The sequence below is a fragment of the Halocatena marina genome (assembly GCF_023276375.1).
Lineage (GTDB): Archaea > Halobacteriota > Halobacteria > Halobacteriales > Haloarculaceae > Halocatena > Halocatena marina.
The window spans coordinates 15,858-38,988 of the sequence record NZ_JALLPK010000005.1 but is presented as its reverse complement, the minus strand read 5'-3'; the positions used below and the strand labels follow the sequence as shown (position 1 = coordinate 38,988).

Sequence of the window (23,131 nt, the reverse complement as noted above, 5' to 3'; positions counted from 1 at the left end):
ACAATGGCTTTACTGCCGCAGCGTGAGGGATCACGGGACCTCTCGACCGAGTCTCGTATTCTCGAACTCAACAGCGCCGAAGCGGATGTGGCACTCGAAACGCTAACATCCGAGACAACACGAACAGTCCTATCTATCATCTATGAACAACCCTCACTACCCAGTGAGATTCGTGATGAGATTGATACATCTTTACAGAACGTCCACTACCATCTCCAAAAACTGGAGAAAGGGGAACTTATTGAGCCAGTTGGAACTAGCTATTCAAAAAAGGGACGTGAGATGACAGTGTATGCGCCAGCGTACGATGAGATCGTGTTAGTTGCGGGCCGAGATTCAACGTACCACCAAGTAAAAGAATTCATTCGATAATAGCCAATTCATATGAAATAAATGAATCTAGGATAGAGCTGAACAACGAAACAGATCATATTCTTCCAATTAGTACTATCGGCTAGACGCGATGATACAAGCGAAAGGTGGTTCACACCAATAACCAAGGAGAGGTTTCGACCTCTAGTGAGACTCACCACTAACCTACCTAGGTCTGTCTCGACAGACCGGTTCTGCAACAGTAACCAGTCCATCACCAGATATAGTCACACGAAATCCACGGTACTGAAAATGTATTTGTCCGGTACAGTAGCGTTGTTGCCCCAGAACTGTCTGATCAAAGAACACGGCCCGAATAGCAGTGATGTTGACGACACTGAACAAGGAAGTGCCGAGTGACGTAGTTTCGACACCCTCGGCGGCGGCAACAGCCTCAACAATCTCCATTACGATATCGACATCCTCCTCTGGCTCGAACGATCGGTGTACGATGGCCTGCCATTCTACCTCATTATCAAGAGTAGGCTGGCATCCGTTGTCTGACCCATCAGTGTTCTTTTCTGCCATCATTATTTGGTAGCCCCATCTTCTGACTGCCGGTGAGACACACAATTCCTGCGACCACTAGTGTCCCCATGATCAGGCACGACTGTGTGTTCGATAATGACACCACTTCTATCAATTAAAGATATGTGCTCTCCCAAAAGCTTGTATTTCACATAATCGGTTCTGTTTTTCATTGTCCAACCCATATTCAGTAATGTATTATTGTACCAAAAAAGTATTGTGGTTATTTATAAGAATGTGAATATTATATGGATATTCATTCGATAAATCCCAATATTCATCGATAATTTACAACATTTTCACTACGCGAAGGGTACTACACAACATATCAATCTATGGCCTACAAAAGAAAGATGTCCAGCTATTGGACGTTGTCGACGAGGGCTTCAACCTCTGCAGCGCGTTCATCTGATGTCACAAACCACGAGAAGACCCACGAGAGTTGTGTCACAATGGCATCGTGGCCAGCCTCGGTCAGTGCATATTCATTTGTCCGTTTATCGAGTGCGCTTTTTTCGACGAGACCCATCTCAACGAGGTCATCGAGATTCGGGTAGAGCCGTCCATGGTTGATTTCCTCACCGTAGTATTCCTCAAGTTCACGCTTAACTGCCAGCCCATAGCGTTTCTCTTCTGAGAGAATCGCGAGGATCCGCTGTTGGAACGCGGTCAATTCGGATGCAATGCCTGGTTCGCTGTCGTCTGACAGTGTCGCCGACATATTATCTGCTAACGACAGTATCGTATATAATACCCCTCAAACATCATATGGTTATTTGTTCCATCTATGAATAGCTAAGAGCGCAATACACCACTGCTTTCAACTAATATAAACTTCCAGATGATTGGAGTTAATAACAGAAATCAATTATATGCGTGATAATATCATCCGATGGCACTGAAGTTCGATATTTGTCGTCTGTCCACTCAATGTGGATATTATTCATCGCTGTCGCCACCACCAACCACAAGCGAGCAGGGCAGGGAGCCACGTGCTGAGGACTATGATATTTGCGCTTATAGTACCGATTTCGTTTACCGCCACGATCTGCATGATCGCAGCCATAATAATTCCGGCAACACCGTACAGAACAGCGATCGACTCTGGATAGAGGCCCACCGCAATCGTGAGAAGCACAACGTAGCCACCACCCGCCATCCAGACAGACTCCTCAACAGGTTGCGTTAACAGCACGTAGAAGCCAACGATATGAAGAATGAAGATACCCATCCCCCCAATGCTGTAATACATCAATCGATAGAGCCACCACCCCAGTTCGCCAAACGACTGACTCGTACCTTCCAACTCTTGCCTGACATCGTGGTTATGTCGATTGTCCGCATGCTGCCTATCGTAACAATCTACGCAGACGGAGGTGAGATTCGAAAGTCGATTTGAACCACCATCAGGAAGACTCTGGATGTGATGCGTATGTAGTTTTTTCTGGTCTTCTACCTGAGCCCCACATTCCGTGCACGCGTAGTCATTACGTTTGTGAATAATTTCTTTACGAGCTTTCCAATCCGGTGGATACTGACCTTCGTATCCATCCTGTTCATCATAAGCAGAATTGATTTCGCTAGTATCGATAGAATGCATCGTTGTTAACAACACAGTCTAAATCAATACCGGAGTATAAAAAATAATCTTGTGTTGTTAACAAATAATATTATTCAACAATCAGATTTCCTGCTACTGAAAATGAGTCTCGACTCTTTTCTTTCCAATCCAATTTGTCACTCCCGTTTTGTACTATCTACCAGTGTCCTCAGCCGACGAGTTGGAGGAAGGCGATTACATCCCTAGCATTTTCATCCCGTAATCCATGAATTCCTATAAATCCAACCAAATGACATTACCACCGCCTCTGAGATCATAATATGATATAGTAGTCAATTGACCAGTGCTACTAACAACATTTGTCAGTCGATAGTTTTATGTCAAAATTTGCTACTTTGATAACTATGAGCGATTCAATGCCTATTACGCCGTTCGATATTCTCGATATTACTATTGGCAATGAAGTAACAGTAATGGTGAAAACCGGAGAGGCGGTTCATGGCACACTTGCAGGCTATGATCAACATCTAAATATAACACTCACAGGAGTCGACGACTGTCCGATGGCCACTGCGACGGACGATCAGACTACCGGCTCACGAGATGAATTACTCGTAATACGCGGGCAGATGGTAGTAAGTATAGCACAGCCATCGATTGATGTTTCAGTAGCCAGCGAGACTACTGCGAATAGCGACACAACAGATATCAGCCAGTCTATAGACAGTGACAAAAATGGCGTGAATAACACATTCACTGCCGATCTAACTACATTGCAAGATCGTCTCACCCAATACGGACTTGATGTTCAATTCGACGATGAGAGCGAAGAACTCGTCGTCGAGAAGCTCGGTGTCACGTACTACATTCGGCCTGGTCATGTCGACGGTGACGGTCCGCATCGTGAACAAATTGAACAATTGATTATTGATTGACCGAGGATCCATCACACTATTTCGAACCAGTTGGGAAAGCACGAAGCTCTACTCTATGCTGTATGGCCACTGGCTCTGAATTATCCAATAGATCACAACCCTATTCAGTCGTTGTGTCTACCGTGAAATTCTACCAGATAGTACAGAGTCGATGTTATTATTGTGCAATCGTGTAGGCACAGACGTGTATACATGTCTGGACGAAACACCAACAAGTTGTTGGCATTAAGATAATATAAGGGTGTGCTGAAGGAGATAATCAATAAATCACAGGATAGAGACTGTCAAGCGCATGACTAGCAAATCGGTGTACAGTCCCATGTTTTTATAATACCTCAGACGAGATGGCTTCAAAGAGACAAAATCACGGAGAAGTTACTCAAAATGTAGGTAAAAATGAAAGAATGCCCTCCGGAGTTTGAAGGGTGATAAGGCACCCAATTTCCCCAGTGGATCCCTATCACTCAGCGATTTCTGCTCCGTCAACTTAGTCGTTTGGGCCAAATGACAGAGCTTATTAGATCCAGTTCATCTGGATCTACAGAGCATTCTCGGGAACGATCAAAAATTCCAATAGACATACATGAATCAGAAGAGACGACGTCGCGACACGAAGAGTAATTCAGCCGACCAGTATCGCACTGACAATCATCGTGCGTTGGGAGCCATAGCCAATCGGATACTATACGAATATTTATTTTGTACAATTGACTACGTAGATAAGATAAAAAATAGAAGGGAAGAATTATCCACTAACTCAGTCACACCGCTACTAGCAGACACCACTGAGTCCGGTGTACTGACGGTTGGAGCTGACAGAAGCACGATGCAGTTTACTATTGTGAGTCGTCTAGATCACAATAGTAAACTCGTTTCTGGAGGGTTCAGAAACGGTGATTGTTACAGGAATCACTACGACAGGCAGCTCCAGACCCCGCTGGGTAGGGCAACCGCTGTGGGGACCTAACCATGACCAATCCACAGTTGGTGGGTTTACCCAATGAGTGTGGTATTCGGCCTGTGCTCCCCGGGCAGACCACACAGCGCAGTATTCCTGCAGCGGCTATCAACCGTATCCCGCCACAAGTCAGCAAGTGGCTTCCAGAGCTGCTTGAAAACCTACTTCCAACCACGGCTGCCTCACTACGAACGCTCGCTGCACGCTACGATGATGCCTATGGCACAAATATTATCGAGACACGCCGGCCAGGTCCATTTGTCTACGAATATCTCTGTGAGGTGCATGGGGCTGACGCACTCGCTACCCATTACGCGAGCGCGCTCACGGAGTATGCTTTGAAGTTTGAGCCAGCAGAGCGCGATAAACTCCCCGAACATCATCAAAACCACCACGACGATCTTAAACGATTCCTGACACAATTCGGGACTGGAAGCGGTCCATTTACTCGAGATATTGACGCTCTTACCCGTGGCCCACTTGCGATTCATCGTCAAGATCCTACACCCAATACCGTCTGGGTCACGCTTGACGCTCAAGCATGGGACAACGTGAGCGACCAACGGACAGCCGCAACATCGCTTGCGACGCTTGCTGCTCTAGGAGAAGTGTTCGATGTTGCGCTCGTTCTCTCCTCACCCCGCCTCCTGCGTGATCTTCGCCGTCACCATCTGGAGTGGGTTGACGAGCATCTCAGCGAGTTCGACTTTGCTGAGCACGGGATTCCCAGTCAGCAAAAAAAACTCAGTGCCAACGCTGATGAAATTGAGATACGCACCACTGCATTCACCGCTCTCGCTAATCTCGACGAACAGGGTGGGCGTGTACGACTCCTCGCTTCGCTCCCTGATGACGGATATCGAGAACAGCGCATGCTTGTCGAAGATCCGGGGATAGATCTGGCTGAATCGACTATTTCGAACTATCTTGGTGATCTCACCGCTGCGGGGCTCGTCGCCGTTGACTCATTGGGACGGACACACAATCGCGTCTCATTAACAGCAGCTGGAGAAATTGCTCAAGACTACATCGTGGATAATTACACCCTCCGTTCGCCTCATCAATCAACGCTCGATCAGGACTTTGTGCCAACCCCTCACGATTCCACAAGTAGAGTGTACTGCACTCAGCAACATGACAGAGAGGACAAAGGTCCATCAACCGCTGAAGCGTGGTTGGCTGAGACAGGCAGTGCAGATACGAATGGGTATACAGCATGGTTAGACGGACCTACAAATACACTCGACAGCCGTGGAATGCACCAACGTCTTAGTGCAGCCCAGCGGTCTGATGGTGTCACACTCGTTGATCACAAGATAGAACCGTTCGACGACGGTCGGATGACGTATCTCTCCTGCTTTGAAGATGACGTACAGGCTGTCGTCCAGTGGGGAGGTCCACTCCCCACACTGGCCCGCTGTACAGCAACTTTACTCTCCGATCATGCATTTTCACGACTGCTGACACCAGATGCACTCGGTAAGAGGTTCGAAAATCTCTACGACGAATTCAAGGAAAACGTAGACCGTATTCTCGTGAAAGGTGCACAAATCGGCTGGTTTGGAAAGAATGAACACGAATACAGTCAATTCAAAGACCGGTATCGAAAGATACGAAATATTTGTCTCAAGCAGCTTCCGAACGTTCTGAGATCAAATAAGACCGAAGAGTACAGCGATCTCTTCCGTGATTTGCACGGCTTGTTTGCCTCAACAACACAGCTATACGATGCAGCTGGCTTCGATGTGACGATCCAGCTCCGAATTCCCGACACTGAACAACTCCAGCGCGGCAACCAACGCTACCAGTCTTTTCTGAAGTTCTTCGGTCATACAGTACCCAAACACACCGTCTACGAGTCTGATATCGGCGTACATTCGGGTTACCGGGAAGTTCTTGAAGACCGCGACCAGAAGCTAGAATCTCGTCTCGACTACAATATCGATGTCACAGCTCCATACGCCCGTTGTACGGTTTCATGGGTCGTTTCAGGTCCTGACGCAACCGAATTCAGAACTGACGTCTACCAAGCAATTCAATCTCGCGCAGCTACGATTCGTGAGGAAGTTCAAGAGGGGAACGAAAAGGCACCATTACTCGAAATTCCTGTCATGTCCGGAATGACGTATCCTACGATCAAAGCCACAGTCGCTCATTTTGCTGATCAAAAGGGATACGTCACCGATCGAGCCGATCTACTTGAGCGAGGTATTCATGACCGCCGACCACTGGAGCGCTGTATCCGAGTGTTAACAGCCTGTCTCTCCACATCAGAACAGCCGGGATCGGTCTCGCCATTTGATGTCGCTGAAGCACTACTGCACTGTTCGCAAACAGCAAAAACCGAACCACTCTCTGTATCAGAGATAGCGTACGGGCTGGCTCACTTACCCGCAGATCGTCTTCTACCGTCGCTTGCACCATCTGCAACGAAGGTTGTACAAGTTCTCCTACAGACCGATATACCGATCGGGCGAAATGAGATCTGCGAACGTGCTGGTATCTCTTCGTCGTCCTATGATCGGTACATCGACGAGCTGGCAGCCCTCGCAATCATTGAACCGCACACTGTTGAAGGACGACGGAAGTGGACTGCACATCTCGAACCAGAGTGGACACCAGATTCATCGACGGTATCACAGGATGAGGATCATCCACTTAGAATCAGTAGAGAGTCGTGGCTTCGTGATATTTTGAAGACAGTCACAAATACAACTGATTTCTCTCTGAATGACTGTGAGGGCTGGCCACTCAATATCCCTAACAAACACAAGCAAGATGTCAGTCTTATACCATGGCTGCAGTTTGTTGCTGCTCAGTTTGGTATTATCGATTTAGATAGACAAATCGGAAATGAACACAGTGGCAGAAAGATCATTTCTACTGACGATCGTTCAGTCGCTCTTTCCCGTACCCTACAACAAACGGCAGTAATTGGAGTTAAACCAGACGATTCAGAGAGTATTCAAACGACACTCACTAGAGTAACATCCGAAACTGACTCGATCTCTAGTATGATGAATAGTGTATATTTACGGTGAGTTATAATATAGAAATCATATCAATATGGTAATAACGGTGGAGGGGCAGTTTCGAATAAGAGGTCTCCTCGATAGCTGTCCCCAAAATGCTATATGAAATCCGATGTTAACTAGTATATTAATTTATCAATAATTATTATAGGAATAAATCAACATATTTTTATATAATCTACTGATACGATAGATGGGCGGTATCATTTAGATAATCGCCCACGCTTTGACAGGCCATCATGCAGGGTACTGTCCTCTCTGCATGGTGCGTGCTAATGGTCCAACCCGAACCGCAATACAGCGGTTCTTTTTAAATTTAATGTTTAGATGTTTATTGATTGTTAATAAGATATCATACGAGCGACTAGAGAAAGAAACATTCAAGATAAAATAGAGAGATGGAAATATCTACATTATCTTTGACTAATGGTGGAAGGGCGTTGAGCTACCATACCGATTCAATCGACCTATCAACGCACTCAGCAGGTACAGTTGCCGCCACAATCGCCACCACAATCACAATTATCCCCACAGTTACATTTACCTGCAGATCTGACGATAGATACGTCTTCAGGCGTTGTGGGCACTGACCCAGAGCTTCCGAAGGCAGTAATTAGCAAAGCGATGCATGCGCCGATTCGTTGTGATGGGATCGTTTTCATAAGTCGTTATACCATGGTCCTCCGGACGACCAACAGTAGTGACTACTTCTGCCACAGTTCAGATCCGTGCGTGGTGTACAGTTTCTTTCCGTCGCCACACCATGGTACATACAAGAAATCATCGCAAAATACTATAAATGCTAGTATAAATATATATTAATATATTATATTGTAATACTGTCTATAGCTCAAATCATGCATCGTCCGAACCGTTCGGACGAGATACTTCGAAAAGAGCGCTTTACACGGATGGACATCGAGACCGTCGAAATGTCGGAACACCGGAAAACGGGTCGTAGAGTCGATATTAGGCATCTCAGCGAGAGGCGACGGGGAATTATGCATGTTCAGCCCGTGATGATAGTATGCGCCAGCCGACAGTCGGCACACCTCCCGAGTACACAATCGGAGCAGACGACGTGCCCTGGCTTCTTGGCACGCACCTCACCGAGCAGTGTGGGCCACTGGCTCGCGCGCCCGAAGAAAGTCAAGTGCTGCTCATCGAGGCCCACGACTTCGCCCGCCGGATGCCCTATCACCATCACAAACTCACACTGGTGTTCGCCGCCATGCGACACGCCCGCGACCGGCTGCGTGAGGCCGGCTACGACGTAACGTACATTCAGACAGATACGTTCGCCGACGCTTTCGAGACGTTCTTCGCAGACAACCCAGACACCACGCTGGTGACGATGCGATCACCGAGCCACGGTTCCGAGCGCCAGTTCCGTGATCTCGTCGCCGAGGTCGGAGGCGATCTGCGGGTCGTCGAGAACGAACTATTCGTCAGCACACGCCAGGCCTTCGACGAATGGATCAACGGCGACAGGGAATTCAGACACGAGCGCTTCTACCGGTGGATGCGAAAACAGACAGGAGTGTTGATGGACGGCGACGACCCAATCGGCGGCGAGTGGAACTACGACACGGAGAACCGCGAATTCCCGCCCGAGGAGTGGGAAGCTCCGTCAGTCCCCACGCCCGAATCCGATGCTCTGACCGAGGAGACGGCTGCATGGGTCTCGTCTGCCTTCGACACCTGGGGCAGTCCGGAAGGATTTCACTGGCCGGTGACCCGCCAGCAGGCCCGAGACTATCTAAACCATTTCGTCACCCACCGTTTGCCGGTGTTCGGACCCTACCAGGACGCGATGCGCAGCGCGGACTGGGCGATGGCACACTCGTTGCTGGGTGCCTCAGTGAACATCGGCCTACTACACCCCCTGGAAGTGATCGAAGCCGTTACTGATGCCTACCACAGCGACGAGGTCGACCTCCCATCAGCGGAGGGCTATGTTAGGCAGATACTCGGCTGGCGGGAATTCATGCGGCACATCTACCGACACACAATGCCTGAACTGGCGACTGCAAACCAGTTGAATGCAACACACTCGCTACCGACGTTGTACTGGTCGGACGAGACGGACATGCACTGTCTCGCCGAGACCGTCGGGGATGTCCACGCACGTGGGTACTCCCACCACATCCAGCGGCTGATGATCTTGGCGAACTTTGCGACGCTGTGGGGCGTTGAGCCACAAGAACTCAACGAGTGGTTTCACGCCACTTATGTCGACGCATACCACTGGGTCACGACGCCGAACGTAATCGAAATGGGGCAGTACGGCCACGGGGTCTTCGCAACGAAACCATACGTCTCCTCGGCCAACTACATTGATCGGATGTCCAATTACTGCGAGGACTGTCGATACGACTCGTCGGCGAACGTTGGCGAGGAAGCCTGTCCGTTCAATGCCCTCTACTGGCAGTTCCTCGACCGAAACGAAGAGCCACTGCGGAGTATCCACCGCATGGGGCTGATGTACAGCCACGTCGACGACAAACGCGAATCAGGAGAGATTGAGGAGATCCGTGACCGGGTCGATCGCCTGCGCGAGCTGGCAGCTGACAGCGACCTGTAACCGTCCCTGTCGGACATGAATAGGATACCGATTGAGCGCTGCCGATCAGCGATGTATAGCGATTGGAGACAGTCGGCAGGAGAGCTGTAATGTGGGCCCACCGTGCTCACCGCATGAGTTGTCCGGGATAGCATTGGGTTGGTGTCGTCCGCTAAGGTAGTACTGATAAAGCGTCGGACTCGGATGTCTGCCCCGGGTGAGCCCCGGTGGGCGCCACGAGACGGCGCTACAGCAATGAATCATATGAACGGTTTGGCCGCAATTGCCTGCCGGCATTCCCATGGGAAGTGATGGAGACGGTGTACACCAACGAGTAGACATCAGCAGGAAGACTAGACACTGTTGCTCATATCGGTTAGTATGGGTGCAATAGTCGGATGAGCCCCACAGCCGATCGTCGCCTGAGCTGGTCGTTGAGTTGTGTCATGAAACGCTGTACTTGCTGATGCAAGTCAGTATCCAATGGTGACACCACAAATGGTCAACATAAGTGATTATTTGGACGGTTTTCTACCCATTCATGGTCGGAGAGCACTAATGGGACGCACTTCTCTTCCTGTTGGCAGTCGCTCTTTGGGCGGGAACCATATACTGGCCCTCGCTCACATGACGGACTGTCCAACCTTCTCTCTGGCTCTACGGAGGTTGAGTAGGACGCTGTCGGACTACCAGGGTGTACCCCTGTTGTTGGTTTTTTCGTCGCCTGGCTGTCTGTCAGGATTATTTCAGGGTGCCGACGAGGTTGTATGCTTGACATCGTTTCGGTCGGCAAGGTGCAGAAACACGACGGTATTGAGGACATTTTTCCAGCATTTACAGCACAGCAGCGCTCACTGAATGATGACAGTCATCTTGGTCGAAACAGTGATGGACAGCGCAAGTAGGGGCGTGGTCAGGTGGATGTCGACGATCACGACACGCTCCAGCAAAAGTGCTGAGTGCATTCCCACAAACTGGGATATGGCTCAATGTTTATTTTCAGATCCGTCCACGATCCGGTATGGAATTCAATCGATCGAAGACCATTGGCGTATTCGGTGTGCTGTTTGCCATTATCGCTAGCGGTACGTTCATGAGTCCGATGACGACAAGTACGGTAATGATGGTGCTTGGAGGTCTGCTTGTATTTGGTATACTGACGCTATTTATCGGTATCAAACATGGTAAGCACCTGGCGGCGAACCGGTAACGATCCTGTCTCTGATACTCACAGAAACCACTGTGAGAAATCTGTTCAGGCTCCACTGAAACAGTGCGCCTGTATAGCAGAGATTGATACGGCGTTGTACCTCCTCGTCAGGCACTACCGCTTCCATCGGTCATAAATCCGTCTGACGACATGTTTGCTCATGTCGGTGTTGTCAGTTCGCGCCACGCGTATCCGTCGTCTCGGAGCTGATGCAAGTCAGTGCGATCTGGTACTCGTCACTGCCTCGGTTAGGTCGAATAGTGGGTGTCCGTGACGGAGCGGGTGTGGTTATTTGTGGATGAACCACGTGGAGTTGCTATGGATGTCATAGATTCCCCGCTGCTCATCGGTCGTGATCATCGTCGTACGCAACAATTTCTCCTTTTCGCTGTGGCGGTCTCTATCGGAGCCAGTGCGTTCAGCTCTATATCGTTAATTCCTGGTGTGCCATTCGTCTGGCAATTTGTGTACGTACTGGTGGCAGTAGCATTCGGTGGGGCAATGATCAATGCCTACCTCAATGATGGACTGTTCGTAAGTACGTTGATCGCTATCGCGTTGCCAGTTGGCTGGGTGCTCACAGCCATTCTCGCCATCGGTCTTGGGGCGTTCGGTTACAACTCATACGTGCAGGCGGGCATCGTCCTTCTGATCATCACTGCATTTTCACTCGGTGGGGGGATTGGCGCATTCATCGTCGGGGCTAGCAGCCGACGCATCGTGACCTATATGAGATAGCAATCTCGTTCTGACTGTCGCGGCTGGGAACTACTATCACAATAGTCTATCACTAAGAGTGACCGTCGTCTACGTTCGATGATGAATCATCCCAAGCTGTACGAACACTTCAAATCAGAGGGTTTCGACGTTCCAGACGGCATATACCGCGTCGTCGGGAGGGACGGTGAGGCGACGGTAACGTTGCTCCGTGTAGCTGATGTTGACGAACGACGGGCATACACTGGTGAGATCGTGACTACCTCCCTCGAAGAACTCGAGAGTCTCACTCTGACAGAGAACCCGGATGGGAATCTGCCACTCAGAACTGTTCTCACGTCGAATGTGGATATGATATACTGGTCACTCCGAGTCTTTATCCAACAATTGGCTGCGAATCCGTTCCCAACAACAGTCGCTGTCACTCTTGTAGCTGTCGGAGCATTCGGTGAGCAGATTTTCTCACTTCCAGAGATCGTATTTAGCAGCTTCGTTCTTCTTGGTAGCCTCGGTCTCGCATACGTTGGTAGCGGTCGCTTGTAGCCGATCACGCGCGAGGAAGGAGTGAAACTTCGGCGGGATGCAGTGCGGTGTGAAGTCAAGGGATACCGGGGAGCTTCCTGGCGCGCATTTCAGCGACGGTGCCGGATGTGGTACGATGATCGACGCAACGCGGAGTTCGTATACGAGAATATTAACTGTCCAAGTTCACGCGTGGTCGTTCACTACGTTAGGCCCCACACTACACCGAGAATGGTACCGAGACCCATACCAACCGCAGTACCAAGACCCATACCAACCGCAATACCTATCCCAATGTTATTCAGTGCAAGCCCGAGAGCAAATCCGAGTAGCGGTCCGAACGCAATCCCTAGAGCCATCTTATTCGAATCTATCTGGCCGGCTTCTTCGTCAGACACGTGCTGTCTTTGGACGTTTAGTAAAATAAACCCAGAGATCTACTGGCGCGTGAATTTTCTGTATGCATTCTGGAATCGGAATTTAATATATTCGGGAGAATATTGAGGGTTGATCTGATGGTAAAGAGTGGGTATTGCCACGGACCTTCTCCACGTGCTCTCTGCCAAGGAAGTGACTGGGTAGACGTAGATCAACGTGAATAAATGCTTTCGGTAGCCGTGCCCTCTATTGATGTATGCGAAATCACCGATTGCGCTCGAGCACGCACGTAGTGCAATTGCCACCAATGACAGCCCGTGTGCGTAGCCAGTTCATTGGCAATGTGCGTGTTCGATTCCTCGCGCAATCGGGTGGAGTGGATGAGTGATACCCGGTGATTCAGAATGGGCATCGAAACCGGTTGTGTGCTATTGAGTGGATGAGAACCATCTATCCACTTGTTGTCCAGTCCCGTGAACGGACAACCAAATGCTCGTGCCCGCCGGAGCGGCATAAGCTTTGTCGGGTGATCCTCTCTGTCAGATCACCGCAGTCGCGATCGGGTTGTCCGCGAGGTCGATTACTCGGCCTCAATAGCGCATCGAACGTTGGAGCGTCTGGCCGAGGATGGCCGAATCACCAGCCGAGAGATCGCCAGACGGGCTGTCTGGTGGCGACTTAGTGCTGATGACGATGCGTGATCTCGTTCGCTCGAACTAGCCGTTGCTCACAGAGGACGGCAGTCATTTCTCCGTAGCGGCCCATTACGTAACATGACACGCCACTCGGAAGACGGCGGAGACGTGCCTGTTGCCGGAGATAATGAGACTGACATAACGTCGACGGGACTATGGATGGGAATCGGGGTGGCGGTTGGCGTCGCAATCGGCGCGGTAATGGGTGATGTGGGACTCGGAATCATCTACGGCATTTTGATCGGAGCCGCGATGGGGGCAATTCAGGTAAAACGCCACTAACTTACAGGCCTCCGTTTGCGACGTGATTCGATAATCTTGACGGAAGGTCAGAATCTCACCACTAGCCTACGATAACCGAGTTACTGATACGGGGCTGTCTCGCCCTCGGCGTCCTTGCAGTGCTAAGCGCTGTGTTCTCGCTACTTGGTATTTTTCTATTCTAATTTCCTTGTGTCACTCGTCGACTGAGTAGAAAAAAGCCACCGAGTATCAGTACGATCACGAGCACGGTGGCGATGGCACGCCATTGCTTACAGATAGTATCACTTTCCCATTAAAGTTTATCACAGGTCTGATGGTACTGTCATACTCATGCCGACCGTCACCCCGTCATCCCAATCCGTTCGGGGAATAGCGTTCACCACTATCATTGCCGCTATCTTCGGGTTGTTCTGGGGATTCACTGGTACCGCTGGCTTGCCACCACCGTTCGAACTTCTGGGGCTTGGTCTTATTTGTATTATTTCTCTTACATTGTTCGCCATCGCTTTCGGCTTCGTCCGTCTTGCGAGACGGCTTCCATTGGCAGACAGCGAGAACATAGCCAATCCATTTCGGACCCGTGCCTACGGAATCTCGGTCCTGCTCATGGTGCTTGCGTTTCCGATTGCGGGTGTCATTTTGAGAACGATCGGTGGTGAGGACGCTCTCATATCGGTTATAGCAATTATTGTCGGACTCCATTTCTTCGGACTCGTCCACGCGTTCGATGCGCATCGGTTCGTAGCGATTGGCGGTGCAATGTGCCTTGTTGGGGTGATCTCACTCGGACTGCCCGTTCACGTAACCCTCAACGCGGGGGGGTCTGTTGCTCTCAGAGAGACGATTGTTGGTGTCGGTTGTGCGTTCATCCTTTGGGCAAGTGCATTCGAAACCACGATCTCGACCTGGCAAGAGATAAGAGAACAATCGAGCTATGACGTGTGACAAACCTCTACACACTCACCAGTCAGTGGCATGAGGATTGCTTATCCGAGTGGGATCCGTCTTTGTTCTTCTCGCGATCGTGGCGGTTGTGTTGTCGCTGTTCGGCGTTCCTACTCTCTTCAGAGTATCTTGTGAAGTACGTTCTTGGTAACATTCTTCGGGAGACATTTTCTCTGAGGAACCGAGAGACAGCGCACAATCGATTTGATTGTTCCGAGATCCATAACCCGACTTTGCAATCAAATAGATTCTATAAGGCCTGTTTCTGGGAAATATTCGCAATTCGCGCCGATTCGTCGAGGATCGGATTCCTTCCACAATACTGGAAAGGAACCGCAGGGAAAGGTCTCAAATGTGACTAATCTACTAGTGAGTGCGAGGACGTTGTTCTCACAGCACGCGATCGTAGATGTTGCGCCGGTCTCCCACGTGGTGGACCTCAAGCATGTGCTCAATGTAGCGCACGAGTAAGAGGGTGCGATAATCGCCGATGACGAGTTTCTGGTATTCAGTCCCCTGAAGTGGTTCGAGCCAGTCCGGCGGGGCGCGAAATTCCGAGGAGACGACATCGTCAAGTTTGTGGACGATACGCTCAGCGATGTCGGCATCAAGGGCACGGAGATCATCCCGAGCGCGTGGCGTCAGCCGATAGTCCCAGTCCTCCGCATCATTCATTCAGGAACTCCTCGCGAATCTCGTCGCTTGAGACAAACTCGCCGCGGCGGGCTTGCTGGCTGCTTTCGAGGAGCGCTTGGAGTGCTGCTGGTGAGAGTTGCGTCTGGTGGACGGAGTCCCGGATCGCCTGCCGAATGAACTCCGATCGACTATTGAATCCCCGATCCTGCCAGGTGTCGTCAAGATCCTCAAGGAGTTTGGCTGTAAGGCGAATGTTGATGTTCTCGGTGTCTGTATCAGCTTTTGCCATACGCTTGTATTACGCATGCGGTACAATAAAGATGGTGTTCAGAGTGCAGCAGCGAGCAGCAGAGGGCCTCCTTGGTCGGGGCGACTCCTCCCGACCGAGAGTGATAGATCGCTACGATCGTGATCAAATCAGGCTTACATGTTCCCGAACGACTTTTGCACCCCCGTTGGTGGCCGTCGCTTGTTGCCGATTGGGCGACGATTAATCGAGTTGCAAGTTAGTAGGCCGCCATCACACGACCCCTCATGAACGTGGTCACCCTCACTTTGCCAGTGTGTGGCGGCATCTCACTCAGAGGATCGTTCTCACGCTACGGTGAGCAAGAGATGATCACTTTTGGATGCCGTCCTCGCAGGGACGACTATTCATCCACTCATAGGGACCGCTACGTGGTTCATGGAATGTCTGAGACTCCTGTCAAGTCGGACACTGACCACCACTTTGATCTCATCCAATCCCTCAGAACGGTCGTTTTCGGTGCCACCACCCGCCAATTGCCATCAGAATGTCGGTTGTATCAGAATATACGACAGCCCCCGTGGATAGACGTCTGCCACGGATAGCCGCGCGTCTCACGCATACAGACTATCGTTCCGAACTCCTGACTACGTGATTGCTCACTCCCGAATCCTTACGGTAAGAGAACGTTCGCGACGTGAACTAGCAGAGGACCAACCGGTCCGAGTCTGCTAGTAGTGACAGATACGTCTTTACAAGTCTTCCACAGTATACGAAGTACCGGTCGTGTCAGGCACCGCTACGTAGCCGTTGAATCGGAACACGTCAACATTATCTGCATATTTAGTCTCGTCAAGACCATAGTCATACGCCGTTCCCTCATAATTGATGGCCTGAGGATATTCAAAGGGAGAATCCGTTCCTGGTGCATTGTTGTCCCCTCCCCAGATAGGTGTGGCCGAATAGATCACATAGGAAACTCAGTCATCCACTCTTTCCCGCGAGCGGAACTCGCTTGAGCACGTGGGATGTCGCGTTCGTCACCCTGTTTTCGCCGAGGTCGAATAACTCGTAATACTCGAATATTAGGTCGTGCCGCTCGCGGATTGCCGAATGGAGATCTGACCACTCATTACCGGGGGCCCGCTCAAACAGCGTGGTCACGGTATGCTCCCACCACCCACGTGGCGAACAGCTGTTGGAACGGATGCGCAGTCTCTCCACTCAATCGTAAAGTGGCCTGCGTAGCCGAAGACGAACCCAAGTAGCCGATTAGTAACGGTTACCCGGATGCGGAACCGCTCTGCGCCCTCGTCGTATCGTTCGTAGACACCGACTTCAGCACGGAGCGGCTCGGGGATGCGGATGGTACCCGCGGGAGTGCGAACGTACTGACGGCCTGAACCGATGTACAGTCCGCCGCCGTCAGTGACCGACGGGTGCAGTTCAGAAACGAGTCGTCCGCCGCGGCCGAGTGCGTCGACGATGCACTCGCGGCCCGGGTCGTAACTCATCCGCGCGTCGAACCGGCGTGGCGAGTCATCCCGTACGTCGAAGGATCGACGAAAGACAATCTCTTCGCGGCTACGGTTCTCAACTGCGTAAGTACGGATAGTAAGCGGAATGTCCTGCCCAGTTTCAGGAAATGGGAGGTCCCTAGGGGCAAGTACCGTCAGTACAGGGCGGGCAAGCGCGTTGTTATCGATCCGCTCCATACGGCCTGTCCCGACACAGATCATCCTGTCGGTGCTGTCGAAGCCGTAGCGTTCGCGGAGCCGGGGATGAAGATGCTCGAAGTCCTTGCCAAGCGCTCGCTCGTAGACTGAGGTCATTCAGTCGGTTCCGCTCCCGTCGTCTCTCCGATATTCGACTCTTCGATCGCGGCTGGCCCATTCTCCTCGGTCGTTTCTCGGTTGTCGCGGGACTCCCGCTGGGGACGTGTTCTCAAGCAGTTGCGCGCGGTCGGCATCGCCGCACCAGCAAGATAGCCCGTTAGCGCCAGTACCATCAGCGCAAGGGTAGAAACGAGCGGACTGAACGGACCAACGAAGACTCCCGGTCTTGCAGCGAGCGCACCGAAGGTGAGAACTGGTGGCAGGATCGCCGAGAGTACCAGTGGCCAGCGCCACCGCCACGACAGTAACAAGAAGAGACCGAACCCGATCTCTGCACTACCGAGGGCGGTCAGCGCCGGATCAACGAGACTGGCTGGGACAGTCGCCGCCGTGAGCGCGCGCTCGGTTGGATGCCTGACCAAGAGCTTCGGGACGAGACCAAGGAAAATCCAGACGAACGCGAGCGTGACCCGGGAGAGTGCGTGAATTGCGGCGTTTCGGGTCGTGACCTCGGGCGGGAGGTCGTCCTCGACCCACAGCCGAAGCGCGTCGAAGCCCCATGCTGTTGCCCAACCGATGAGCGGTCGGAAGGCGAGACGGTCGACCAAGCGGCCGAGTACGCCGAACCGAGTGTCGTAATTGTATTCGGTGATGAATCGAAGCTCTTCTTCACTAGGTACGTATCGCCAGTACCCCCGTCCATGTTCGATGAGTGACTTCGGATCGTCGCTCCAAAATTGGAGTGCGGAGGTGGGTTCGTGATCGGTAGGAGTCGCATCCGCGACGGACTCACCGACCCCCTCGACAGCGAACGCGCCAATACCAGTAGAGTAGGTGAATTGCTGAGACTCTCCGGAGTCGCGTGGGAGGTACTCAATCTCGGAGAAGCGAAGGTCCCATCGCTGGTGAAGGTTGGGGTTCTGCGTCGGCTCCCATACCTCTTGGATGGACGCATCCATAGGAATCTCGACATATATCGCGTCGTTGCTGGGCATGAGGTGTAATTCTATTGACTGATGCTATGTAGCCAATAAAAATAAAAGTCCGGCAAGCGCCCCTGCGTTTGCTATTCGCGGTATGCTAAAGTCAGTCAAGAGGTTTTCTCATACTCGATAGCTGATAGAGTAAATTAGTGGTCTAAATTCCACATAGGACTATGCATGACGAATCGACCCAGGTGTTCACAGCGCAGTGGTGCTTATCGAATCAACAATATTCTCTTCGATGGGTGCAGTGAGGGATGGTCCCCAACTGCCGACCTTGGTTACCACCGTTTCCCTGAGAAAGGGCTGATTGTCACCTAAGGCGTAATTTGGCTATTGGAATATCATATCATCTCTTATGGATGTTTCAGAGATCCACCGTTCTGAAACGGTCGTTCATGTCTGAGACTGCTGAATCTCCGACACTGGTTCGAAGATCGAGCCCTCTGACTGTTCAAAATCGAGATCCACACACAGTGTCCCAGTCGTTGGCGGTCGTACGAGAGACCGCTAGTTCTCTTCTGGAGCCGGAACGATGGTGATCCCGGCGTCCTCGAAGGCCTGTTTTGCATCCGCCAATTGCTGCTCTCCAAGCTGCCGGTAGGATAACGAGACCAGCCGAACGCCTGTTGTCTTGCCGTCATCAACAATAATCCGCAGTCTTCGGGGGAGCAGTCGCCCGCCAGCCGTATACTCGACCTGCTTGACGTCCGTGCGGCGGAGTTCCGTTGCCAACCCGATATTGTTCCAAATCCTCGGCAGGAGACGATCGAGCGTATAGAATGTGAAGGTCAAAATACCAAGAATGATGGCAAATTGTGAGAACTCACGGAGCGGTGATGAACCAAACACTGCTTCATGTACTGTCGATATTGTTGCGATTATAAGGATTGGGATGATGTATTTACTTTGTTCATGAAACCGTTTTATCCCACCGAATAGCCCAAGATCAAGCTGTATGGTCTCGTCTGTAATCGTCACTACACCTGCCCCAACCTCAATGGATCTCATGGATCACGAGTAGTTGGTTTTCTAAACAGTCCTATATGTATCTTGTACTTGAGATGGAGTGAAGAATTGTGAGATTGTTCGAATCGTTCACAGCGCAGCAATACTCATCGAATCGATGCTGTTCTCCTCGGTAGGAGCAGCGAGATACGGTCAAATAATCCAATAGACATATTTCGTTTATCGACTCTCAGTAGCGAGGAAGAGGAATCCAGCGAGTGTCACAAGACTAATTGCGCCAAGAAGCGGTCCTAATCGGAGCATGAGCGTAACAAGGGACGGCGTTGGTATATTCCAATAGAAATGGATTATTACGTACGATCTGTGTCAATACCGTGGACCTCAAAGACACGACGACTCGCTTCAATCTCTCCGTTGGTATATCCCCACGATAATTTGAGCTGCCGCTTTTTTGTACCATCACCATCGTCATAGTGGATAGTGACCTGTGTAGGACGGAGTCGTTTGTCCGAAAATACAACAGTATCAACGCTATTAACCGAGATCTGCTTAGCATTCGTTATTCCTGTTGGAAGCATGACTGTTAGCTTGATGATACTTAGTGCGAAAAATAGCGAGATGAAAAAAATGAGGAGAATGAACCATCCAAGACTAGCCGGAAACAACCAATGGTCAATCACGAGTGAGATGAGTGCCCAGACGATCGGACCAAACGTAATGATAAACACGATTTTACTCTGTCTGAATAGTCGACGAATGCTAGAGGAGAAGTTACTTTCTATCTGAATTGTATCATCAATAATTCGTACGTATCCATTAGTCGTCTCAAATGAATCCATCATAGAAGCCATCGTGGAGGTATTATAAAAACCAATCATATCATCCATAGGATATTTTTTAGAGACTCCTCCCTCTGAAACCCCCGCCAAAAGACCTAATATCGTGAGTGGTGGCCTAAGTCGCTGGTAGCCATGTGTGTAATATATGTTATCGAACCGTACCGACGACGCAGAACCGAGTGTCACGCGGCGAAGCATTCTCAAAACGGGTCTCGCTATCTCAGCTATCGGAGCCAGTAGCGGAGCAACGGGAATCGTTCAGGGGGGTGATACGAATGAAACAGACGCTACTGGAGACGATTCTGAGACTCACACTCTCACCGTTGCTCTCATTGATTCGAGTAACGCTGGGATTGTCAGTGGAGAGGTGACTGTCGGCGAGCAAACAAAGACCACAATACCTCTCAACGGTGATCCTGCTCGTATTCAAGCGGAATTCGAACTCGAGAATGGGACGTACACCGCCTCGGGAACAAGCGAAATTAACGACGAAACCTGGCGTACCAAGGAAAAAGAGGTCACGATCGATGGAGAGGATGCGTATCTCTCCCTCGTTCTCTATTCCCCGGAATCGGACGAACTCGAAGAGACCGAACCAGGGAACGATGAATCTCAGGACGACTCCGGTACTGACGAGACCGACTCCGATGACTCCGAAGATACCAGCGAGGAAACGGACACCGAGGAAGATGGTGAGAAATCAGCACCATCCGATGAGTCCGGTGACACTGATTCGACTGACCAGAATCAGGATGGCGATAACTGCCCCTGATATTTGATAATGGCACCTGACCCTCAATAATTTATTATGTTCTTATGGCACGTGATGATGGGCAGATAAGATGTCTAGACGAAACTCGCATGGTTTTGTTGGGATTACATAGAGAGCCCGGCACTCGGGATCACCGAGTGCATCCAGGACTGTCTTGAGCTCCAGGACGCTGTGTCGTCAGCCATCGACTAACTCCGTGAGACAGTGGGCATTGTCGTCGGTTGGGGGTGGTCTGTTTCTGGTGACCAAGCAGCGGCGTCCATTCCGCAAGCGGGGTCACTCGACGACGATGACATCCCGTTCACCGTGGCTGGAATGCAGATCACAGCAGTACTTCACGATCGAGGATGATTCGGACGCCGTCCACGTAAACGATCCCTCACATTTGACAGAGCGGGCGAACGACGCTCCTCGTCCTCGTCACCGACGGCCGGTCGAACTACGTCCGTGTTGAGACATCGCCCATCCAGGCAGCCATGAATCAGACGACGCGAATCAGGAACGAGGACGTTCCTGTCATCTGTTTCGACGCGGAGACGGGGCCGGTTCGGATGGGTCACGTTCGGCGATTGGCCGACGAGATGAGTGCGAGCTACTACCGACTCGACGAACTCGAACCGAGCGGGCTCTCGGCGGCAGTTCAGGCCGTCTTCCGCGGATTGTACGGCTTCTGAGCGCGATACCAGATTGGTCGAACTCTCAGTCCATTAGGACACGATCGACCGAAGCGAGTGTTACAGTGCTCACCAACCAACCCTACTACGAAGGAACGCCTCGATTCTCCACACGCACCTCACCACTTATCTGGAATATCAGTTCCAATCCGCCACTCGAATAGTGGAAAAAACGCTAGAGATTCGGCTGTACGATTCGGCTATTGGACCAGAATGCCTACTTAAACACCCCGTATTGAGTCGAACGACATCAATGGCAGCGAATCGAATTTCTCGTCGGACGTTTATCACGACAGCAACTGCTGCAACAATCGTTAGCCTTGCAGGGTGTTCTGGCCAATCAGACGATGACCTCGGACAGGATCAGGGCCAAACATCAACGGAAAACACTTCGACTGATGAGAACGTGACGTCCACCGAACAACAAAACAATGGCACGATGGAGAATGTTATTTACTCATTCTCTTCCGGTCGAATATCGATCATCGAACCACAGAACGCCGAGGTAGTCGCCGAAATCACCGAGGACCTCGATGACACTGGCTGGGGTGATCCCCTCCTGCGTCCGGACAACCGGCGGCTCTTTGTCAACGATGGGACCAATGCGCAGGTCATTGTAATCAACACTGAAGAGCAGCAAATCGAGACGCGCCTTGATGTCGGTCCGGATCCGGCTCACATCTACCAGCCGCTCAACAACGAAGTCTGGACGCACTCGGACGAAGAAGGGGCCTTCTACATCATCGACATGACCGATCTGTCAGTGATAGATAAGGTCATCGCCGCTCAGGAGAACACTGCTCACGGGAAATTGGCATATCACGAGCAGCTCGGTACCACGGGTTACGCAACGAATACGAACGATCCCGGTATTCACGTCATCGACCTGGAAGCGAAAGAGAACACCGGTTTCATCGAAACCCACAATGAAGGCGGGACGCACGCCGAGAAGTACAACCCAGTGAGTAACCGCCTCTACGTAGAGGGTACTGGCGACGCGCGAACGGCCGTTGTAAACCCTGATAAGGGATCCGTCGAGACACATTACGACTTAGTGGGGCAAATCTTCAACACCCCGAACGACAAGTACGTCGTGTGGGTCCACGAAGAGCAGGGTGTGAGCGTCCTCGACGCCGAACAGGGAGAGTTCGTCGCAGAGATTTCGGTTGAGGGAGGATCGGATAAGATTTTCTTTCACGAAGAGGGTGACACCGTCTACGGCTTTACGGCGAACACGCAGAACTCCAAGGCCGCCGTCGTGGACTTCGACCAACTGGAAGTCGTCGATACAGTCGAGGTAGGAGACATCCATCGTCCGGAAGACGCACCGTTTCTCCACCGAAGTGGCCTCACAGCCGACGATTGGTTCGTTACCCCGGCGTCAGGCGACAACGTCGTCTCGATCGTCGATGCGTCGGCACGCGAACTTCACAAAAAGGTCGAGGTGGCTGAGGGTACCGAGAAGGTGGCGTATGTTGGGAGCTTCAAGTAACTCT

Annotated in this window: 25 protein-coding genes and 1 pseudogene; 14 read left to right on the top strand and 12 right to left on the bottom strand. The window is 51.2% G+C overall.

The window, feature by feature from the left end; genetic code table 11:
• Nucleotides 1-3: 3 nt before the first annotated feature.
• On the top strand, nt 4-372 hold the full coding sequence (locus MW898_RS24885; protein ID WP_248911000.1) for an ArsR/SmtB family transcription factor: 369 nt from the start codon (nt 4-6) through the stop codon (nt 370-372).
• A gap of 165 nt (nt 373-537) precedes the next feature.
• Here the strand turns inward: MW898_RS24885 and MW898_RS24880 are convergent, their stop codons facing one another.
• The 4 genes and pseudogenes from MW898_RS24880 to MW898_RS26475 form a co-directional block, all read right to left on the bottom strand.
• Entirely contained in the window at nt 538-900 is a 363-nt protein-coding gene (locus MW898_RS24880; RefSeq protein WP_248910999.1) for a HalOD1 output domain-containing protein, read from the bottom strand.
• Between the two features lie 361 nt (nt 901-1,261).
• Nucleotides 1,262-1,621, bottom strand: coding sequence for a PadR family transcriptional regulator (locus MW898_RS24875; RefSeq protein WP_248910998.1), 360 nt, complete (start codon nt 1,619-1,621; stop codon nt 1,262-1,264).
• Between the two features lie 222 nt (nt 1,622-1,843).
• Nucleotides 1,844-2,206, bottom strand: a complete 363-nt coding sequence (locus MW898_RS24870; RefSeq protein ID WP_248910997.1) for a hypothetical protein — start codon at nt 2,204-2,206, stop codon at nt 1,844-1,846.
• Nucleotides 2,207-2,251: 45 nt separating this feature from the next.
• Nucleotides 2,252-2,500, bottom strand: a pseudogene (locus MW898_RS26475) (HNH endonuclease); the annotation flags it as partial.
• Between the two features lie 338 nt (nt 2,501-2,838).
• Between MW898_RS26475 and MW898_RS24865 the strand changes: the two are divergent.
• The 7 genes from MW898_RS24865 to MW898_RS24835 all read left to right on the top strand — a co-directional run bounded on the left by MW898_RS24865 (nt 2,839) and on the right by MW898_RS24835 (nt 12,419).
• A complete protein-coding gene (locus MW898_RS24865) occupies nt 2,839-3,396 on the top strand; it encodes an LSM domain-containing protein (RefSeq protein ID WP_248910996.1) in 558 nt (185 codons plus the stop codon).
• 969 nt (nt 3,397-4,365) lie between these two features.
• On the top strand, nt 4,366-7,395 hold the full coding sequence (locus MW898_RS24860; protein ID WP_248910995.1) for a plasmid replication protein RepH: 3,030 nt from the start codon (nt 4,366-4,368) through the stop codon (nt 7,393-7,395).
• Between the two features lie 1,018 nt (nt 7,396-8,413).
• On the top strand, nt 8,414-9,970 hold the full coding sequence (locus MW898_RS24855) for a cryptochrome/photolyase family protein (protein WP_248910994.1): 1,557 nt from the start codon (nt 8,414-8,416) through the stop codon (nt 9,968-9,970).
• Between the two features lie 746 nt (nt 9,971-10,716).
• Nucleotides 10,717-10,854 carry a hypothetical protein gene (locus MW898_RS24850; RefSeq protein ID WP_248910993.1) on the top strand — a complete coding sequence of 46 codons (138 nt, stop codon included), beginning with the start codon at nt 10,717-10,719 and terminating at the stop codon, nt 10,852-10,854.
• Nucleotides 10,855-10,970: 116 nt separating this feature from the next.
• The gene (locus tag MW898_RS24845; RefSeq protein WP_248910992.1) at nt 10,971-11,159 is read left to right on the top strand and encodes a DUF7333 family protein; all 189 of its coding nucleotides are present in this window, start codon (nt 10,971-10,973) and stop codon (nt 11,157-11,159) included.
• A gap of 318 nt (nt 11,160-11,477) precedes the next feature.
• Complete coding sequence (locus MW898_RS24840) at nt 11,478-11,897, top strand: hypothetical protein (RefSeq protein ID WP_248910991.1); 420 nt, start codon at nt 11,478-11,480, stop codon at nt 11,895-11,897.
• A gap of 81 nt (nt 11,898-11,978) precedes the next feature.
• Entirely contained in the window at nt 11,979-12,419 is a 441-nt protein-coding gene (locus tag MW898_RS24835) for a hypothetical protein (protein WP_248910990.1), read from the top strand.
• A 182-nt stretch (nt 12,420-12,601) separates the two neighbouring features.
• On the opposite strand, the gene MW898_RS24830 is transcribed toward MW898_RS24835, so the two are convergent.
• Nucleotides 12,602-12,796 carry a hypothetical protein gene (locus tag MW898_RS24830; protein WP_248910989.1) on the bottom strand — a complete coding sequence of 65 codons (195 nt, stop codon included), beginning with the start codon at nt 12,794-12,796 and terminating at the stop codon, nt 12,602-12,604.
• Between the two features lie 753 nt (nt 12,797-13,549).
• Between MW898_RS24830 and MW898_RS24825 the strand changes: the two genes are divergently transcribed.
• Nucleotides 13,550-13,753, top strand: coding sequence for a hypothetical protein (locus tag MW898_RS24825; RefSeq protein ID WP_248910988.1), 204 nt, complete (start codon nt 13,550-13,552; stop codon nt 13,751-13,753).
• A 312-nt stretch (nt 13,754-14,065) separates the two neighbouring features.
• Nucleotides 14,066-14,680, top strand: a complete 615-nt coding sequence (locus tag MW898_RS24820; RefSeq protein WP_248910987.1) for a hypothetical protein — start codon at nt 14,066-14,068, stop codon at nt 14,678-14,680.
• A gap of 390 nt (nt 14,681-15,070) precedes the next feature.
• Here MW898_RS24820 and MW898_RS24815 read toward each other — a convergent pair whose 3' ends face one another.
• The 7 genes from MW898_RS24815 to MW898_RS24785 form a co-directional block, all read right to left on the bottom strand.
• Nucleotides 15,071-15,355, bottom strand: coding sequence for a type II toxin-antitoxin system RelE family toxin (locus tag MW898_RS24815; RefSeq protein WP_248910986.1), 285 nt, complete (start codon nt 15,353-15,355; stop codon nt 15,071-15,073).
• Nucleotides 15,348-15,605 (bottom strand): ribbon-helix-helix domain-containing protein, encoded by a 258-nt coding sequence (locus tag MW898_RS24810; protein WP_248910985.1) that lies wholly within the window; start codon nt 15,603-15,605, stop codon nt 15,348-15,350. The genes MW898_RS24815 and MW898_RS24810 overlap by 8 nt, the downstream gene beginning before the upstream one ends.
• A 942-nt stretch (nt 15,606-16,547) precedes the next feature.
• Nucleotides 16,548-16,727, bottom strand: a complete 180-nt coding sequence (locus MW898_RS24805; RefSeq protein WP_248910984.1) for a hypothetical protein — start codon at nt 16,725-16,727, stop codon at nt 16,548-16,550.
• Nucleotides 16,724-17,395, bottom strand: a complete 672-nt coding sequence (locus tag MW898_RS24800; RefSeq protein ID WP_248910983.1) for a DUF4166 domain-containing protein — start codon at nt 17,393-17,395, stop codon at nt 16,724-16,726. The genes MW898_RS24805 and MW898_RS24800 overlap by 4 nt, the downstream gene beginning before the upstream one ends.
• Nucleotides 17,392-18,357 (bottom strand): DoxX-like family protein, encoded by a 966-nt coding sequence (locus MW898_RS24795; RefSeq protein ID WP_248910982.1) that lies wholly within the window; start codon nt 18,355-18,357, stop codon nt 17,392-17,394. The genes MW898_RS24800 and MW898_RS24795 overlap by 4 nt, the downstream gene beginning before the upstream one ends.
• Before the next feature lie 534 nt (nt 18,358-18,891).
• A complete protein-coding gene (locus MW898_RS24790; RefSeq protein WP_248910981.1) occupies nt 18,892-19,392 on the bottom strand; it encodes a hypothetical protein in 501 nt (166 codons plus the stop codon).
• Between the two features lie 308 nt (nt 19,393-19,700).
• Nucleotides 19,701-20,279, bottom strand: coding sequence for a hypothetical protein (locus MW898_RS24785; protein WP_248910980.1), 579 nt, complete (start codon nt 20,277-20,279; stop codon nt 19,701-19,703).
• A 55-nt stretch (nt 20,280-20,334) separates the two neighbouring features.
• On the opposite strand from MW898_RS24785, the gene MW898_RS24780 reads away from it, so the two are divergent.
• The 4 genes from MW898_RS24780 to MW898_RS24765 all read left to right on the top strand — a co-directional run bounded on the left by MW898_RS24780 (nt 20,335) and on the right by MW898_RS24765 (nt 23,127).
• Nucleotides 20,335-20,961, top strand: a complete 627-nt coding sequence (locus tag MW898_RS24780; RefSeq protein ID WP_248910979.1) for a DUF3324 domain-containing protein — start codon at nt 20,335-20,337, stop codon at nt 20,959-20,961.
• Between the two features lie 204 nt (nt 20,962-21,165).
• Nucleotides 21,166-21,312 carry a hypothetical protein gene (locus MW898_RS24775; protein ID WP_248910978.1) on the top strand — a complete coding sequence of 49 codons (147 nt, stop codon included), beginning with the start codon at nt 21,166-21,168 and terminating at the stop codon, nt 21,310-21,312.
• Between the two features lie 125 nt (nt 21,313-21,437).
• On the top strand, nt 21,438-21,635 hold the full coding sequence (locus tag MW898_RS24770; RefSeq protein ID WP_248910977.1) for a vWA domain-containing protein: 198 nt from the start codon (nt 21,438-21,440) through the stop codon (nt 21,633-21,635).
• A 253-nt stretch (nt 21,636-21,888) separates the two neighbouring features.
• A complete protein-coding gene (locus tag MW898_RS24765; RefSeq protein ID WP_248910976.1) occupies nt 21,889-23,127 on the top strand; it encodes a YncE family protein in 1,239 nt (412 codons plus the stop codon).
• Nucleotides 23,128-23,131 lie beyond the last annotated feature (4 nt).

Bases quoted from the DNA above. Each gene is read 5' to 3' on its own strand.
- MW898_RS24885 (WP_248911000.1), top strand. From the start codon at position 4: ATGGCTTTACTGCCGCAGCGTGAGGGATCACGGGACCTCTCGACCGAG.
- MW898_RS24880 (WP_248910999.1), bottom strand. From the start codon at position 900: ATGGCAGAAAAGAACACTGATGGGTCAGACAACGGATGCCAGCCTACT.
- MW898_RS24875 (WP_248910998.1), bottom strand. From the start codon at position 1,621: ATGTCGGCGACACTGTCAGACGACAGCGAACCAGGCATTGCATCCGAA.
- MW898_RS24865 (WP_248910996.1), top strand. From the start codon at position 2,839: ATGTCAAAATTTGCTACTTTGATAACTATGAGCGATTCAATGCCTATT.
- MW898_RS24860 (WP_248910995.1), top strand. From the start codon at position 4,366: ATGACCAATCCACAGTTGGTGGGTTTACCCAATGAGTGTGGTATTCGG.
- MW898_RS24855 (WP_248910994.1), top strand. From the start codon at position 8,414: ATGCGCCAGCCGACAGTCGGCACACCTCCCGAGTACACAATCGGAGCA.
- MW898_RS24850 (WP_248910993.1), top strand. From the start codon at position 10,717: ATGCTTGACATCGTTTCGGTCGGCAAGGTGCAGAAACACGACGGTATT.
- MW898_RS24845 (WP_248910992.1), top strand. From the start codon at position 10,971: ATGGAATTCAATCGATCGAAGACCATTGGCGTATTCGGTGTGCTGTTT.
- MW898_RS24840 (WP_248910991.1), top strand. From the start codon at position 11,478: ATGGATGTCATAGATTCCCCGCTGCTCATCGGTCGTGATCATCGTCGT.
- MW898_RS24835 (WP_248910990.1), top strand. From the start codon at position 11,979: ATGAATCATCCCAAGCTGTACGAACACTTCAAATCAGAGGGTTTCGAC.
- MW898_RS24825 (WP_248910988.1), top strand. From the start codon at position 13,550: ATGACACGCCACTCGGAAGACGGCGGAGACGTGCCTGTTGCCGGAGAT.
- MW898_RS24820 (WP_248910987.1), top strand. From the start codon at position 14,066: ATGCCGACCGTCACCCCGTCATCCCAATCCGTTCGGGGAATAGCGTTC.
- MW898_RS24815 (WP_248910986.1), bottom strand. From the start codon at position 15,355: ATGAATGATGCGGAGGACTGGGACTATCGGCTGACGCCACGCGCTCGG.
- MW898_RS24810 (WP_248910985.1), bottom strand. From the start codon at position 15,605: ATGGCAAAAGCTGATACAGACACCGAGAACATCAACATTCGCCTTACA.
- MW898_RS24800 (WP_248910983.1), bottom strand. From the start codon at position 17,395: ATGACCTCAGTCTACGAGCGAGCGCTTGGCAAGGACTTCGAGCATCTT.
- MW898_RS24795 (WP_248910982.1), bottom strand. From the start codon at position 18,357: ATGGATGCGTCCATCCAAGAGGTATGGGAGCCGACGCAGAACCCCAAC.
- MW898_RS24790 (WP_248910981.1), bottom strand. From the start codon at position 19,392: ATGAGATCCATTGAGGTTGGGGCAGGTGTAGTGACGATTACAGACGAG.
- MW898_RS24780 (WP_248910979.1), top strand. From the start codon at position 20,335: ATGTTATCGAACCGTACCGACGACGCAGAACCGAGTGTCACGCGGCGA.
- MW898_RS24770 (WP_248910977.1), top strand. From the start codon at position 21,438: ATGAATCAGACGACGCGAATCAGGAACGAGGACGTTCCTGTCATCTGT.
- MW898_RS24765 (WP_248910976.1), top strand. From the start codon at position 21,889: ATGGCAGCGAATCGAATTTCTCGTCGGACGTTTATCACGACAGCAACT.